The following is a 14,364-nucleotide window of genomic DNA, read 5'->3' on the forward strand; positions in this document are numbered from 1 at the left end:
CGGAGGTGGTCTAAACTTGGCGCATGACCACCAAGGCCGACCGCGCCGTCAACCGCACCGGCGTCTATCTCGCCGTGTTGCAGCTCGTCTTCACGCTGGGCTGGACCACATACCTGATCTATCTGCCAAAGCTGTGCGCCGAAGTCGGCATCGCGCCTTCGACCGTCATCCTGATCCTGATGATGGACCAGGGCATCTTCACCATCACCGACACGGCGATGGGCATGGCTGCCGACAGGATTTCCAGGCTGGTCGGCCGCCTCGGCGTGTTCGTCGGCATCCTCGCCGCGATCTCCTGCGCCGCCTTCATCGCGCTGCCTTACCTGGCGGGCACCGGGCCGGGCGCCAAGATCTGGCTGATCGCGCTGATCGTGATCTGGGCGGTGACGTCATCGGCGTTGCGCGCCCCGCCGCTGACGCTGCTCGGCAAGTATCGGGCCGAGCCGTCGGTGCCGTTCCTCGCCGCGCTGGCGATGCTGGGCTACGGCATCGCCGGTGCGCTCTCGCCCTATCTCGCCGTTGTGCTGCGCAACCAGGATGCGCGGCTGCCGTTCGTGCTGTCCGGCGCGGTGCTGCTGCTGACCGCGCTCGCGTTTTCAGGGATCGAGCGCCGCATCGCCGAGGAGGCGCAGCCGGCGCGGCTGGCGCCACCGGCCAAGCGGCTCGGGGCGGTGCCGATGTTCCTGATCGCGTCGATGGTGCTGCTTTCGCTCGGCTATCAGCTGCACTTCAATATCAACAGCGCCCCGTTCTATCTGCGCTTCGCCACGGCGGATAATCTGCAATGGCTGATGCCGGTGTTCTGGATCGGCTTCAACATCGCGATGTTTCCGGCGAGCATCGTCGTCAGGCATCGCGGCGGCCTGATCGTGATGGGCGCGGCGGGGCTGCTCGGCGCATTCGCCATCATTGCCGCGGAGATTGCCGGAAGCCTAAACGCCCTGATCGTGGCGCAGTTCCTGGCGGGGGCTGCCTGGGGCTGCATGCTGATGAGCGCGGTGTCCGCAGCCCTTGCGATCGGGGAGACCGGCGCGGAAGGCAAGGTCACCGGCCTCGTGTTCTCGGCGCTGGCGCTTGCGACCTTTGCGCGGATGGCGGCAGTCGCCGGCGGCCTGCAGAAGATACCGGACTATGCGCCGCTGGTGCACTGGGCGCCGGTCGCCTGCTGGTCGGTCGCCGGCGCCGGCCTGCTCGTGATCGCCGCGTCGCGGCTGCAACGGGGTGTGAAGAGCGCCTAGTTATTTCTCGCTGGGTGGATAAACGCCCAGGGGCTGACTTCCGAATCCGTCGGCACCTCCACCGAGATCACGTAAGGCCCGCCGTCGGCGAGCGCCGTCTCCAGCACCGGGCGGAAGTGATCGGGCGAGGTGACGCGCGCGGCGCCGACGCCGAATGACTCCGCGAGCTTGACGAAATCAGGATTGACCAGATCGGAGGCGACGACGCGGCCGTCGAAGCGCTCGCGCTGGTCGCGGCGGACATTGCCATAGGCGTTGTTGTTGAAGACCAGCGTCACCACGCCGATCCTGAACTGGACGGCGGTGGCGAGCTCCTGCACGCCGAACATGAAGCCGCCGTCGCCGGTGATCGCGACCACCGGCTTGTTCGGGTTGGCGACCTTGGCGCCGAGCGCGGTCGGGAAGCCCGAGCCGAGCGTGCCCTGATAGCCCGAGGTGACGAAAGTGCGCGGCTCGTAGATCGGAAAGCCGTACCAGGAGGCGAAGCCGACCTGCGACAGCTCGTCGGTGACGATGGCGTTCGCCGGCAGCACCTCGCGCAGGATCTTCAGATAGGCCATCTGCGGCTGGATACGCTGGATCTCATGCTCGGTCGCAGCGGTGGCCTCGCGGATCGCCGTGCGGCGGCCTGAGGTCTTGCTGTAGCCGGCCTTGCGGACGGCGGCGACGAGATCGGCGGTGCCGGCCCTGGCGTCCGCGATCACGCCGGCGTCAGCGGGCCAGCGGCGCAACTCGACCGGATCGATATCGATGCGCACGCATTTCAGGCCGGCCGGCTGATAGGGCCAGCGCGACATCGTCGGTAGCTCCAGGCGGGTGCCGATGCCGATCATCAGGTCGGTCTTCGGCCACAGTCTGTAGGCCGAAGCCATCGTGAGCCCGAGCTCATGCGCGTTGGAGACGATGCCGCGGCCGCTGCGGAATGCCACGACAGGCGCGTCGATCATCTCGGCCAGCTCGAGGATTTCCTCGCGCGCCTCGATGGCGCCGCTGCCGACGAAGATCATCGGCGTCTTGCTCCCGGCGATCAGATCGGCAGCCGCCTTGATGCGGTCCGGATCGGGCTGCGGCGCCGGCAGCCGGTCGAACGGCTTGACGGCCGCGACCTGCGTGCGCTGGGTGAACACGTCCCACGGCATCTCCAGCGAAGCCGGGCCGCGCCGGCCCGACAGCATCTCCTGGAACGCGCGCGACACCATCGCGGGTGCATTATCGGGGTATTCGATGCGGTCGGCCCATTTCACGAAGCTGCGCAGCGTCGCGAGCTGGTCCGGCATCTCGTGCAGATGGCCGCGGCCTTTGCCGAGAAACTGCGTCGGCACCTGACCGGTCAGGCACAGCACCGGTTCGTTGCAGCCGAAGGCGGTGAGCAGCGCCGCCGAGGCGTTGAGCACGCCGGGGCCGGGGACCACGCTGAACACGCCTGTTTTGCCAGAGGAGCGGGCGTAGCCGAACGCCATGTAGCCGCAGGCCTGCTCGTGGCGAGCGCCGATCACCTTGAGCTGCGCCTGGTGGAACGCATCGAACAGACCATAGATCTGCGCGCCGGGGAGGCCGAACACGGTGTCGACGCCGTGGGCGACGAGGCCGTTGACGATCGCTTCGCCGCCGGATGTTGAGGTCATGGTGCCGTCCACTTGCTTCTCGGGTTAGATCGCTTCGTCGACAACGCCGTTGCGCAAAATGCCGACGCCTTCGGCCTCGACCTCGACGACGTCGCCGGGCTTCAGATAGCGCGGCGGATCGAACCGCGCACCTGCGCCGGTTGGCGTCCCCGTGACGATGATGTCGCCGGGAACCAGCGTCGTGAAGGTCGAGATGTAGCTGATGAGGTAGCGGAAGCCGAAGATCACGCGCGAGGTGCGGTCGTCCTGCCTGACTTCGCCGTTGACCCGCGTGGTCAAGCGGATATCGGCGATCTGGGCTTCGCTGGTGTAGGGCACGATCCATGGGCCGAGGCTGCCGGTGGAATCGAAGTTCTTGCCCTGGGTGACGTTGAACTTGGCGTGGCGCACCCAGTCGCGGATGGTGCCTTCATTGCACAGCGTGATCGCGGCGATGTGATCGAGCGCGGCGCTTTCCGGAATGTGCCGGCCGGCCTTGCCGATCACCAGCACCAGCTCGCCTTCATAGTCGAGCTGTGGCGAGATGCGGGGGCGCACCACCGGCATGTTGTGGCCGACGAAGGAGCGCGGCACCCGCAGGAACATGCTGGGATATTTCGGCGCGTCCGAGCCGTCCTTGTACTCGGCATTGCGGTCCGGATAGTTGACGCCGATGCAGATGATCTTTTCCGGCGCCGGGATCGGCGGCTGCCAGGCGACCGCGTCCAGCGCGTGGTCGGGCGTGCGCTTGGCGGCATCCTCCACGAGCCTCGTCAGCGCGCCGGCGGCGATCGCCTCACGCAGCGTTGGATACTCTTTGGCGAAGCGCGACGAGAGGTCGACGATGCCGGTGTCGGTGACGGCGCCATATTTCGTGGCGCCGTTGATGGAGTAGGTGGCGAGGCGAGGGGCGGGCATCGGCAATCCATTCATTGGTGTCGTCCCGGCGAAGGCCGGGACCCATACGCCGCGGCCATCGGAATGGGTACGCGGCTAGACGTTCTTTCGGCAACCCTATTCGGTGATTATGGGCCCCGGCCTTCGCCGGGACGACGTGGATGGTGTTCGTTGCATTCTTCTTTAATCCGCAACCAGCACGTCGGCGACGAAGCGCGGCTCGCGCACCGTTTGCCCTGCGAAGGTCGAGCCCTCCTCGAACCAGGAGCGCGGCGCCGGCGCGCCCCACAGCGTCTGGCGGCGCGGATCGCGGAGCGACCAGCGCAGCGGCTCATGGTCGTGATCGCCGGTGAAATAATCGCTGGTGTAGAGCTCGATGCGGTGGCCGTCGGGATCGCGGATGTAGAGGAAGAAGGCGTTGGAGATGCCGTGCCGGCCGGGGCCGCGCTCGATGTTCTTGAGGAAGCCGGAGGAAGCCATCACGTCGCAGAGATGCACGATATTCATCGCGGTCGGTACCCAGTAGGCGATGTGGTGCAGGCGCGGCCCCTTGCCGTTGGTGATGGCGAAGTCGTGGACGTTGCCCTTGCGGTGCATCCAGGCCGCGGCGATGCGGCCGTTGTCGCCGTCCTCCTCGGCATATTCGGTGAGGCGGAAGCCGAGCCGCGCGTAGAAATCGACGGTGTCCTGCACTTCGGCGGCGAACACGTTGAAATGGTCGAGCCGCTGCGGATGGCAGCCCTTGTAGAGGTCGTAGCGCCGCAGCAGATGCGGACGCTTCTCCATCGTGGCGTAGAGCTCGATCTGGAAGCCGAACGGATCGGTGAATTGCAGCGTGCGGCCCTGGAACGGCTGATCGACGAAGGCGTAGGCAACGCCGTTCTCCGAAAAGAAGGCGGCCGCCTTGTCGAGGTCGCCGTCATTGCCGACCTTGAAGCCGAGCCGGTTGCAGGCGGCCTTCGGCGCCTTGCGCAGCACCACCGAGTGATGCTGGTGCTCTTCGCTGGCGCGCAGATAGACCGCCTTGTCGTCGCGATCCTCGATGTGGAGGCCGACTGTCTTTTCGTAGAACGCGGCGCTCTTCTCCAGGTCCGTGACGTCGAGCACGGCATGGCTGCAGCGGATGATGTTGAAGGGCGGATCGAAGACGTGTGTCGGAACGGGCATGGTGTTTCCTCAATTTTGTTCGTCATTCCGGGCTCGCGAAGCGTGAACCCTGAATCTCGAGATTCCCTGGTGCGCAAGGCATCTGTGGTTCGATGCTGCGCATCGCCCCGGAACGACGGCTGGTTAAATTCCCAGTTTCTGAATCTTGTGCGTCCCGCGCGCGAGCGAGACGTGCTTGGTTTCCATGTAGAAATCGAACGAGTAGTCGCCGCCGTCGCGGCCGATGCCCGATGATTTCATGCCGCCGAACGGGGTCGGCAGATGGCGGACGTTTTCCGAGTTGAGCCAGATCATGCCGGCTTCCAGCGCATCCGCCACGCGCAACCCGCGGCCCATGTCGCCGGTCCAGACATAGCCGGTGAGGCCGTATTGGACGCCGTTGGCGATTTCGATGGCGTCAGCCTCGTCCTTGAACGGGATCACGGTCAGGAACGGGCCGAACACTTCTTCCTGCGCGACGCGCATCTTAGAGTTCGCGCCCGTGACCAGCGTCGGCTGCACATAGTGTCCGCCGCCGGGGCCGTCATGCGGCTTGCCGCCGACCGCGATCGTGGCGCCGTCCTTCTTTGCGACGTCGAAATAGCTGCAGACCTTGGCCAGATGCCGCTCATGGATCAGCGGCCCGATCTCGGTGGCGGGATCGAGGGGATGGCCGACCCTGAGCGCCTTCACGCGCGCGGTCAGCTTCTCGATGAACTTGTCGGCGATGCTCTGCTGCACGAGGAGCCGGCTCGACGAGGTGCAGCGCTCGCCATTGAGCGAGTAGATCATGAACACGACGGCATCGAGCGCGCGATCGAGATCGGCATCGTCGAACACGATCACCGGATTCTTGCCGCCGAGCTCAAAATGCACCCGCTTCAGGGTCGGCGCGCCCTGCGCCATGATCGCCGAGCCCGTCGTGCTCTCGCCGACGAAGCCGATCGCCTTGATGGCGGGATGTTCGGTCAGCGCCTTGCCGGCCTCTTCGCCGAAACCGTGCACGGTGTTGAGCACGCCATCGGGCAGGCCGGCCTGCTTTGCGAGCTTGACCAGGAGATCGGCGGTGACCGGCGACCATTCGGCCGGCTTGTGCACCACGGTGCAGCCGGCGGCGAGGGCCGGTGCGATCTTCCAGGTCGAGAGCATGAACGGCGTGTTCCACGGCGTGATCACGCCGACCGGGCCGATCGGCACGCGGGTCGAGATGTTCCAGTGCTCATCCGAGGGCGTGTTGAGGCCGTCGCGCGCCTCAGTGCATTTGTCGGCGAAGAAGCGGAAATTCTCCGCCGCGCGGATCGCGGCCTTGGCCATGAAGCGGTGTGCCTGGCCGGTGTCGATGCATTCGAGCACGGCGATGTCGTCGGCGCGCTCCTCGATTGCGTTGGCGACACGATGCAAGAGCTTGCGGCGCTGCGTCGCCGGCATGTCGCGCCAGGCCTTGAAGGCCTTGGAAGCGGCGGTTGCCGCGCGGTCGATATCCTCGGCATTGCCACGCGCGACGGTTGCCAGCACGGTGCCGTCGATCGGCGATTTTGTCTCGAAGGTCTGGCCGGAGGCCGCCGGGACGACCTTGCCGTCGATCAAATTGCCAATGCCGTCTGCCTTCAACTTGGCGAGCAGGGGGCCGGCGCGATCGCGATTGGCCTGGAACACGTCGGCCGATGATTTCGGAGTGGCTTTATCCATTGACCGTCTCCACCTTCAGTGCGTCGTGGATGTTGTTGCGCTTCCAGCTGGTTTCCTTGTCGTTGATCTGCATGTCGAACGACAAGGCGAATTTGCTCTTTGCAAATACCGGATCAAGATGCGCCGACAGCGCCTTGAAGATGTGCTCGCCGGCTTTCTTGCGGGTGGCGAGATCGCGGCCCTCGCCAAGCCGCAGCACCGTGTCGAGGAAGCCGTAATTCGCGCGACCGTCGGCGATCGCGTAATGCTCGCATCTGATGGCGCGGACGCGGATGCCGCCGAGCGGGAAGATCCCGGTCTCGACTGCGGCCTTGCGTACCAGTTCGACGGTTGCGCCGATGTCGACGAGGCCGTCGAGATTGGCGGAATATTCAAGCGTGAAATGCGGCATGCAGCGCTCCTGCTGAGTGCGGTCAGGCGAAGTAGCAGCTCACGGAACCGTACGGTCCGTAATCGGCCTGAATGGTGTCGCCCTTGCGGGTCTCGATCGGACGGATGAAGGAGCCTGCCAGCACGACCTGTCCGGCCTCCAGCGCCAGCCCGTTCGGGGCGATCTTGTTGGCGAGCCACGCCACCGCGGTCGCCGGATGATTCAACACGCCGGCGGCGAGTCCAGTTTCCTCGAGCCGGCCGTTGCGGAAGCACAGCGCGCCGATCCAGCGCAGATCGGCATCGAGCGGACGGATCGGCCGGCCGCCGAGCACGATGCCGGCATTGGCGGCATTGTCGGCGATGGTGTCGAAGATTTTTCGCGTTGCCTTGGTCTCGGGGTCGACGCGCTCGACCCGGGTATCCAGGATTTCCAGTGCCGGCACCACGAAGTCGGTGGCGTTGAGCACGTCGAACAGCGTGCAGTCCGGTCCAGCCAGACGATGCTTCATCACGAAGGCGAGCTCGGCCTCGACGCGGGTTGCGATGAAGCGGTCGGTCGGCACCAGGCCGCCATCGGCAAAGAACATGTCGTCGAGCAGGATGCCGGAATCGGGCTCGTCGATATTGAGCGCGCTTTGCATCGCCTTCGAGGTCAGGCCGATCTTGTGGCCCTTGACGACGCGGTCCTGCGCCACCTTCATCTCGACCCAGGCCTTCTGAATCGCGTAGGCGTCTTCGAGGGTGATACGGGGGTATTCCAGCGACAGCTGGCGGATTTGCTTGCGGGTCTTTTCCGCAGTGTCGAGCCGTTCGGCGGCAGCGCGGATATCGTCCTTGGAGAGGGCCATGCGTGATACACAAAAGTGGGTGTTGGGGAGATGATTAACATGTTAAATGAATTCCCGCAAACTGAATCGGGGCATGCTGCAACGCAAAAGATCGTTGTGGTGGATTGAGCGATGGCGCGAAAAAATAACGACACGCGGTCAGGGCAGGGTGACGAAGGATCGCCGCGCCGCACGCCGATGCGCGAGTTCTCGCGCTCGCTGCCGATGTCGCTGCTCCGCGCCCGCGAAGCGGTGATGCGGCAATTCCGTCCGTCGCTGCGCAATCACGGGCTGACCGAGCAGCAGTGGCGGATCCTGCGGGCGCTCACCGCGGTCGACGAGATCGAGGTCACCGAGCTCGCCCGCATGGCGTTTCTGCTCGGCCCGAGCCTGTCGCGCATCCTGCGCGATCTCGAGGCCCGCCAGTTGATCGAGCGCAAGGCGGCGGAGACCGACGCAAGGCGCGCGGTCGTCTCGATCTCCGCCAAGGGGTTGAAGCTGATCGAGGCGGTGGCGCCGACCTCGGAGGTGATATACGCCGCCATCACCAGGCGCTATGGCGCGCGCAAGCTTGCGGAATTGCAGGAGATGCTGGGCGCGCTGGAGGCAAGCCTTGCCGGAATGAGCTCCACGGATGACGTCGAGGCCGAGGCTGACGAGTAGCCGGCAATTTGCGCGATGGCGTGCGGCAGTGCCGGTCAGGCCATGTAGGGAACGCGCGAAATCACGTTGATGGCGCGGAATTCGGCGATCCAGCCCGCAACCTTCGAGTGGGACCACTCGATATGCCGGCGCAAGGTCGCGGCCGCCGTGTCGCCGTCGCGCGCGCGCAAGGCTTCAATGATCACCAGATGCTCGTCCATGAAGGAATCGATCTGCGGCGCGGTCAGGGCGACCTGAATGTGCTTGCCGATCACGAAAGCGCAGTGGGTGCGCTTGAGGGCTTCGAGCATCTCGCGATTGACGCCGTAACCCAGGCACTGGATATGGAGATCACCCTCGATCTCGTCGAGCTCGCCGACACCGACGCGGTCGCGGTATTGGATCCCCTCGCGCAGCCGCTCGGCCATGCGGTCGAGCAGCGCCGCCGGTATCTTCGCAGCAGCGGATTTCAGCAGCAGCGGCTCCAGCGTCGCGCGCATCTCGAAGATGTCGCGGACGCGATCCTCATCCAACGGCACCACGTACCAGTGGGCCTTGGCGCCTTTCTCCAGGATTCCGATCGCCTGCGCTCGCAGCAGCAAATTGCGCGCAACGGTGCGCCCGACCCGGAAATGCCGCGCCAGTGCGAGCTCGCTGACGCGGAAGCGTCCGAACAGCGAGCGGTAGATGATCTCGCGTTCGAGCTTGTAATAGAGTGCGTCCCAGGCGTCGCTGCGCACCGCCTCGACCGGCCCGTCGGTCAGCCCCAGCATCTCCGGCGTGATCGGGACGCGCCGTGGTTCGACCTGGCGCTTGCCGGCGATGACGCCGCGGCCGTCGAACCGGCGCACCAGGCCGATCAGCTCGAGCTGCTCGAAGGCCTGCCGCACCGGGGAGCGGCTGGAGCCGAACAAGGTAGCGATCGCCGATTCGGACATGACGGTGCCGGGTGGAACGTCACCGGTCCGGATGCGCTTGGCCAATGCGGCCTTGATCAGCGCATAGGCCGGCTGTTTCCGTCTGGTCTGCGATTTCGCTCTTGGCATCGACATGGATGGGTGCTCGGCCGCCACACTAACACGTGATCGCGTCGCGGTCGCTCGCAACAGGCATTTACGCACCGCCTGTGCCGAACTTTTGACCATTGCGTGCAATGTACAATCATGGTTAGCTGGCCCATACGCTTGGATTTGATGATCGCCGTTGCACGTCGAGTGCGCTGCAGCGGCGCTGATGTTTGTTCGTCACGCTGCGAGTGCTGTGGACAGGGCAACGAGTCTACGCGTCCAGCTCGTCTCAACGCAGCCGACATTAAAGTTCGGCGCAATACAGGGAGGATTGAATGAAACTGACGAGGCGTGAGTTTTCCGCCGGTTTGGCGGCAGGTCTCGCTGCTCCCGCGCTGATGCGGAGCGCTTGGGCGCAGGGCGCGACCATCAAGATCGGCATGTGCGTGCCGGTGACCGGACCGGCCGCGGAGCAGGGGCTGTGGGCGCAGAACGGCGCCAAGCTGGCGCTGGCCGCGGTCAACAAGGCCGGCGGCGTGCTCGGCAAGCAGGTCGAACTCGTCATCGAGGATGATCAGACCACCAATCCGGGCATTGTGCTGGCCTTCTCCAAGCTTGCCGCGCAATCCGACATCGTCGCCTTCCTCGGCTCGATCCGCTCGACCCAGGTGCAGGCGATGGCGCCCGACGTGATCAAGGTCGGCAAGCCGGTGATGATCGGGGGCACCAATCCCGACCTCACCCATTCCGGCAATCCGTGGCTGTTCCGCTTCCGTCCGAACGACAATTATTCCGGCCGCGTGATCGCCGATTTCGGCGTCAACACGCTGGGCAAGAAGAAATGGGCGATCGTCCATTCCACCGATGCCTTCGGTACTGCGGGCGGCAAGGCGCTGTCAGAAGCGCTGAGCAAGCTCGGCTCGCCGCCGGTGCTCGACCAGGGCTATGCCAACCAGAGCCAGGACTTCACCCCTGTGGTGCTGGCGGTGAAGCAGTCCGGCGCCGATGTGCTCGGCACCTACTTCACCTTCGAGAACGACCTCGGCATCTTTGCCCGGCAGCTGCGCCAGCTCGGCGTCAATATCCCCTGGGTCGGCTCGCCCTCGGTGGTGGCGGTCTCCTCGACCAAGCTCGCCGGCCCCGCGCTGTTCGGTACCTTCGGGGTCGCCGACTTCGCCGAAGACTCAAGCGACGCCGCAAAGACGTTCGGCAAGGCCTATCGCGATGCCTACAAGACCGCGCCCGACAACCAGAGCGCCTGGCCTTACGACGCGATCACCATCCTGTCGGCCGCGATCAACAAGGCCGGCTCGACCGATCCGAACAAGGTCCGCGATGCCATCCTGGCGACGCAGAAATTCGCCGGTGCCGAAGGCGAATATAATTTCGACAAGAACGGCGACGGTCTGCACGGCTACAACGTCGTGAAGAACGAGAAGGGCGCGATCGTCTACGACAAGCACATCGACTTCAACGATTGATTGCGGATCGGCCTCTCCGGTGAACCCGGCGAGGCCGTTCTCCCGCGCACTCTGTTCTGATCGGGCGCTGTCATGGATCTGGTCCTACAACTTCTGTTCACGGGCATCGGCATCGGCGCGGTCTACGCGCTGGTTGCGCTCGGCTTCGTGCTGATCTTCCGCGCCACCAATGTGGTGAACTTCGCGCAAGGCGAATTTTCGATGGTCGCCGCCTATCTGATGGTGGTGTTCTCGGTCGATCTCGGCTGGCCTTACTGGTTGTCGTTCCTGATCGCGCTCGCCGGCATGGCGCTGTTCGGCGTGATCTTCAACCTCGGCGTCTATTATCCGCTGCGCCACCGCACCTATCTGCCTGTCATCATCGCCACCATCGGCGCCTCGATCCTGCTTTCGAACTCGGTGCTCGCGATCTACGGCCCGCAGCCGCAGGTGCTGCAGGGCTGGTTCGATACGCCCGGCATCCAGCTCGGCCCGGTCTATCTCGACAGCCAGTACCTGTTGATTATCGGCGTCACGATCCTGCTGGTGCTGTTCAATTTCTGGTTCTTCGAGAAGACGCTGCTCGGCAAGAAGCTGCAGGCGACCTCGCAGGACAAGGAGATGGCCTCGCTGCTCGGCATTTCCGTCTCCACCATGATCATGATTACCTTCATCTATTCGGCCGTGCTCGGCGGTCTCGCCGGCATCCTGGTGGCGCCGGTGCTGTTCGTCTCGATCCAGATGGGTTCGACGATTGCGCTGAAGGCGTTTGCCGCGACCATCATCGGCGGCTTCGGCGATGTCGCCGGCGCCATCGTCGGTGGGCTGGCGCTCGGCGTGATCGAGACGTTCGGCGCCGCCTACATCTCGGTGCCGTACAAGGACGGCTTTGCCTTCCTGGTGCTGATCGCCTTCCTGGTGTTCCGGCCGCAGGGCATCTTCGGCGAACGTGTCGCGGAGAAAGCATGAGCGCCAGCGACAACATGATCCCGGCGCCGGCCGTGCGCTCGAAGCCACTGATCGTCCGTCATCTGCCGTATTTCATCGGCGCCGCCGTGCTGGTGGCGCTCGCGGCCAGCATGCGGTTCGACGGTTACATCCTCAACATCCTGCTGCAGGCCACGACCTTCTCGATCGCGGTGTTCGGGCTTTCGGTCGTGCTCGGCCTGTGCGGCCAGATCAACCTGGCGCAGGCCGCATTCTTCGGCTTCGGCGCTTATGCGGTCGGTCTCGGGACCGCCGACCTGCACCTGAACTTCTGGCTCTGCCTGGTTGCGGCCTGCATCATCACGCCGGTCGCCGGCGCGTTCCTCGGCATGTCGACGCTGAGGCTGGGCGGGCACTACCTTGCCATGGTGACGATCTCGTTCCAGCAGATCGTCACGCTGGTGATGATCAATGCCATCGGCCTGACCCACGGGCCGGACGGCGTCGCCAATATTCGCCGGCCCGAGTTGTTCCAGTCGTCGCAGAGCTATCTCGCCTTCTGCGTCGCGATGCTCGCGATCGTCGGCTATCTGGTCTGGCATCTGCCTGACACCAAGCTCGGCCGCGCCATGCGCGCGGTGCGCGACAATGAGCTCGCGGCCGGCGTCAACGGCATCGACGTGTTCCGCACCAAGATCTACGCCTTCGGTCTCTGCGCGCTGCTCGGCGGCCTGGCCGGCGGCCTGTTCGCCGGCGGCTTCGCCTATGTCAGCCCGGACCAGTTCTCGTTCGCGGAATCGATCGTGTTCCTGACCATGTCGCTGCTCGGCGGCGTGGCCTCGCCGATCGGCTCGGTGATCGGCACCGGGCTGTTGATCCTGATCCCGGAATGGCTGCGCTTTCTGAAGAGCGTGCCCGGACTTTATCTGGCGATCTACGGCCTGTCGGTGATCCTGATCATCCGCTTCATGCCCGACGGCATCTGGGGCTTTGTGTCCGATGCCTTCACGCGCTTGCGGGCGCACGCCAAGGCGCCGCCGGCTGCGGCTGCCTTGCAGCTGAGGCCCGCGACCACGGGTGGTGACATCGTGCTCGAGGTGACCGGGCTCTCGAAGCATTTCGGCGGCCTCAAGGCGGTCGATGGCGTCGACATCGCGGTGAAGCGCGGCGGCGTGCATGCGCTGATCGGGCCCAACGGCTCCGGCAAGACCACGACGCTGAACGTGCTGTCCGGCCTCTACAAGGCGACCGCGGGCAAGATCGTGCTCGACGGCACCGACATCACCAATATGGCGCCGCATCAGCGCACGGCGGCGGGGCTCGGACGCACCTTCCAGAACATCCGCCTGTTCCGCTCGATGACGGCGCTGGAGAATGTCGAGATCGGCGCCGAGCGTCCCGGCAACACCATGATCGGGAAGGGCGAGGACGCGCTGACCGAGCGGGCGATGGAAGCATTGACCTTCGTCGGCCTCGGCAATCGCGCCAACGAGCTGATCTCGAGCTTCTCCTACGGCCACCAGCGCCTGATCGAGATCGCGCGGGCGCTGGCGTCGAACCCGACGCTGCTGCTGCTCGACGAGCCGGCCGCTGGCCTCAACTCGACCGAGAAGCTCGAGCTGCACGAGCTGCTGAAGCGCATCGCAGCGCAAGGCCTCACCATCCTGATCATCGATCATGACATGACGCTGGTCTCGGAAGCCGCCCAGCACATCACCGTGCTGAACTTCGGACGCCGCATCGCGGACGGCGAGTCGATGGCGGTGCTGCGCCATCCCGACGTCGTCTCCGCCTATCTCGGGAGCGAATGATGCCGCTGCTCGAAATCCGCAATCTCGTGGTCCGCTACGGCGAGATCGAGGCGCTGCGCGGCGTCACCATCGCCGTGGAGCAGGGGCAGGTGGTCACGCTGCTGGGCGCCAACGGCGCCGGCAAGTCGACCACGCTGCGTGCGATCTCAGGTCTCGCCAAGCCCGCCTCCGGCGACATCATGTTCGACGGTCACTCGATCGCCGGCCTCGGGCCGGAAGCGATCGTGCGGCTCGGCATCTCGCATGTGCCGGAAGGCCGCCGCGTATTCCCGGGCCTCACCGTGAAAGAGAACATCATGCTCGGCGCGTCGAACCGGAAGGTATCGGCGTCGCAGATCTCGCGCGAGGCCGACGCGATGTTCGACCTGTTTCCGGACATCCGCGCCTTTTCCAACGCGCTCGGCTGGACATTGTCCGGCGGCCAGCTGCAGATGGTCGCGGTGGCGCGCGGCCTGATGGCCAAGCCGCGATTGTTGCTACTGGACGAGCCCTCGCTCGGGCTGGCGCCTGTCATCGTGCAGGCGGTGTTCCGCATCATTTCGCAGATCAGGAAGGACACCACGGTCTTGCTCGTCGAGCAAAATGCGCGCATGGGACTTTCAGTCGCCGATCACGGTTTTGTCCTCGAGACCGGGCGGATCGTGCTGGGCGGCAAGCCCGACGAATTGTGGGGCAACGAAGCCATCGCCGCGGCCTATCTCGGCGGCCACGCCAAAACCCACGCCTAATCCAGCGAGCTATTCC

13 protein-coding genes are annotated in these 14,364 nt (G+C 65.2%); 6 read left to right on the forward strand and 7 right to left on the reverse strand.

From position 1 onward, the window contains the following. Positions 1–23: 23 nt before the first annotated feature. Positions 24–1,238 (forward strand): MFS transporter, encoded by a 1,215-nt coding sequence (locus G6P99_RS16015; RefSeq protein WP_029083988.1) that lies wholly within the window; start codon positions 24–26, stop codon positions 1,236–1,238. On the opposite strand, the gene G6P99_RS16020 is transcribed toward G6P99_RS16015, so the two are convergent. From G6P99_RS16020 to hpaH, 6 genes are all read right to left on the reverse strand, one after another. Then, positions 1,235–2,863: a thiamine pyrophosphate-dependent enzyme gene (locus G6P99_RS16020; RefSeq protein ID WP_165128715.1), complete on the reverse strand. Its 1,629-nt coding sequence runs from the start codon at positions 2,861–2,863 to the stop codon at positions 1,235–1,237. The genes G6P99_RS16015 and G6P99_RS16020 overlap by 4 nt on opposite strands. A 24-nt stretch (positions 2,864–2,887) precedes the next feature. Beyond that, positions 2,888–3,760: a fumarylacetoacetate hydrolase family protein gene (locus G6P99_RS16025; protein WP_029082165.1), complete on the reverse strand. Its 873-nt coding sequence runs from the start codon at positions 3,758–3,760 to the stop codon at positions 2,888–2,890. 162 nt (positions 3,761–3,922) lie between these two features. Beyond that, entirely contained in the window at positions 3,923–4,906 is a 984-nt protein-coding gene (gene hpaD / locus G6P99_RS16030) for a 3,4-dihydroxyphenylacetate 2,3-dioxygenase (RefSeq protein ID WP_029082164.1), read from the reverse strand. Positions 4,907–5,029: 123 nt separating this feature from the next. Continuing rightward, entirely contained in the window at positions 5,030–6,574 is a 1,545-nt protein-coding gene (gene hpaE / locus G6P99_RS16035) for a 5-carboxymethyl-2-hydroxymuconate semialdehyde dehydrogenase (RefSeq protein ID WP_029082163.1), read from the reverse strand. Beyond that, positions 6,567–6,965 carry a 5-carboxymethyl-2-hydroxymuconate Delta-isomerase gene (locus G6P99_RS16040; RefSeq protein ID WP_029082162.1) on the reverse strand — a complete coding sequence of 133 codons (399 nt, stop codon included), beginning with the start codon at positions 6,963–6,965 and terminating at the stop codon, positions 6,567–6,569. Before G6P99_RS16040 ends, hpaE begins: the two co-directional genes overlap by 8 nt. Positions 6,966–6,987: 22 nt before the next feature. Then, on the reverse strand, positions 6,988–7,794 hold the full coding sequence (hpaH, locus tag G6P99_RS16045) for a 2-oxo-hept-4-ene-1,7-dioate hydratase (RefSeq protein ID WP_029082161.1): 807 nt from the start codon (positions 7,792–7,794) through the stop codon (positions 6,988–6,990). A 111-nt stretch (positions 7,795–7,905) separates the two neighbouring features. Between hpaH and hpaR the strand changes: the two genes are divergently transcribed. Further along, the gene (gene hpaR / locus G6P99_RS16050; protein ID WP_029082160.1) at positions 7,906–8,436 is read left to right on the forward strand and encodes a homoprotocatechuate degradation operon regulator HpaR; all 531 of its coding nucleotides are present in this window, start codon (positions 7,906–7,908) and stop codon (positions 8,434–8,436) included. A 35-nt stretch (positions 8,437–8,471) separates the two neighbouring features. Here hpaR and G6P99_RS16055 read toward each other — a convergent pair whose 3' ends face one another. Beyond that, positions 8,472–9,467: a GntR family transcriptional regulator gene (locus tag G6P99_RS16055; RefSeq protein WP_029082159.1), complete on the reverse strand. Its 996-nt coding sequence runs from the start codon at positions 9,465–9,467 to the stop codon at positions 8,472–8,474. Between the two features lie 290 nt (positions 9,468–9,757). Here G6P99_RS16055 and G6P99_RS16060 point away from each other — a divergent pair, with 290 nt between their 5' ends. From G6P99_RS16060 to G6P99_RS16075, 4 genes are all read left to right on the forward strand, one after another. Next, positions 9,758–10,903: an ABC transporter substrate-binding protein gene (locus G6P99_RS16060; protein WP_029082158.1), complete on the forward strand. Its 1,146-nt coding sequence runs from the start codon at positions 9,758–9,760 to the stop codon at positions 10,901–10,903. A 72-nt stretch (positions 10,904–10,975) separates the two neighbouring features. Further along, positions 10,976–11,851: a branched-chain amino acid ABC transporter permease gene (locus G6P99_RS16065; protein WP_029082157.1), complete on the forward strand. Its 876-nt coding sequence runs from the start codon at positions 10,976–10,978 to the stop codon at positions 11,849–11,851. Next, positions 11,848–13,620 carry an ABC transporter permease subunit gene (locus G6P99_RS16070; RefSeq protein WP_165128717.1) on the forward strand — a complete coding sequence of 591 codons (1,773 nt, stop codon included), beginning with the start codon at positions 11,848–11,850 and terminating at the stop codon, positions 13,618–13,620. The genes G6P99_RS16065 and G6P99_RS16070 overlap by 4 nt, the downstream gene beginning before the upstream one ends. Further along, positions 13,620–14,348: an ABC transporter ATP-binding protein gene (locus tag G6P99_RS16075; RefSeq protein WP_026192494.1), complete on the forward strand. Its 729-nt coding sequence runs from the start codon at positions 13,620–13,622 to the stop codon at positions 14,346–14,348. Before G6P99_RS16070 ends, G6P99_RS16075 begins: the two co-directional genes overlap by 1 nt. The last annotated feature ends 16 nt before the right edge of the window (positions 14,349–14,364 follow it).

The sequence above is a fragment of the Bradyrhizobium sp. 6(2017) genome, from assembly GCF_011058295.2.
In the GTDB taxonomy this organism is placed as follows: domain Bacteria; phylum Pseudomonadota; class Alphaproteobacteria; order Rhizobiales; family Xanthobacteraceae; genus Bradyrhizobium; species Bradyrhizobium septentrionale.

Excerpts from the sequence above, each read along its gene's own strand:
- G6P99_RS16015 (WP_029083988.1), top strand. The coding sequence starts at position 24 with ATGACCACCAAGGCCGACCGCGCCGTCAACCGCACCGGCGTCTATCTC.
- G6P99_RS16020 (WP_165128715.1), bottom strand. The coding sequence starts at position 2,863 with ATGACCTCAACATCCGGCGGCGAAGCGATCGTCAACGGCCTCGTCGCC.
- G6P99_RS16025 (WP_029082165.1), bottom strand. The coding sequence starts at position 3,760 with ATGCCCGCCCCTCGCCTCGCCACCTACTCCATCAACGGCGCCACGAAA.
- hpaD (WP_029082164.1), bottom strand. The coding sequence starts at position 4,906 with ATGCCCGTTCCGACACACGTCTTCGATCCGCCCTTCAACATCATCCGC.
- hpaE (WP_029082163.1), bottom strand. The coding sequence starts at position 6,574 with ATGGATAAAGCCACTCCGAAATCATCGGCCGACGTGTTCCAGGCCAAT.
- G6P99_RS16040 (WP_029082162.1), bottom strand. The coding sequence starts at position 6,965 with ATGCCGCATTTCACGCTTGAATATTCCGCCAATCTCGACGGCCTCGTC.
- hpaH (WP_029082161.1), bottom strand. The coding sequence starts at position 7,794 with ATGGCCCTCTCCAAGGACGATATCCGCGCTGCCGCCGAACGGCTCGAC.
- hpaR (WP_029082160.1), top strand. The coding sequence starts at position 7,906 with ATGGCGCGAAAAAATAACGACACGCGGTCAGGGCAGGGTGACGAAGGA.
- G6P99_RS16055 (WP_029082159.1), bottom strand. The coding sequence starts at position 9,467 with ATGTCGATGCCAAGAGCGAAATCGCAGACCAGACGGAAACAGCCGGCC.
- G6P99_RS16060 (WP_029082158.1), top strand. The coding sequence starts at position 9,758 with ATGAAACTGACGAGGCGTGAGTTTTCCGCCGGTTTGGCGGCAGGTCTC.
- G6P99_RS16065 (WP_029082157.1), top strand. The coding sequence starts at position 10,976 with ATGGATCTGGTCCTACAACTTCTGTTCACGGGCATCGGCATCGGCGCG.
- G6P99_RS16070 (WP_165128717.1), top strand. The coding sequence starts at position 11,848 with ATGAGCGCCAGCGACAACATGATCCCGGCGCCGGCCGTGCGCTCGAAG.
- G6P99_RS16075 (WP_026192494.1), top strand. The coding sequence starts at position 13,620 with ATGCCGCTGCTCGAAATCCGCAATCTCGTGGTCCGCTACGGCGAGATC.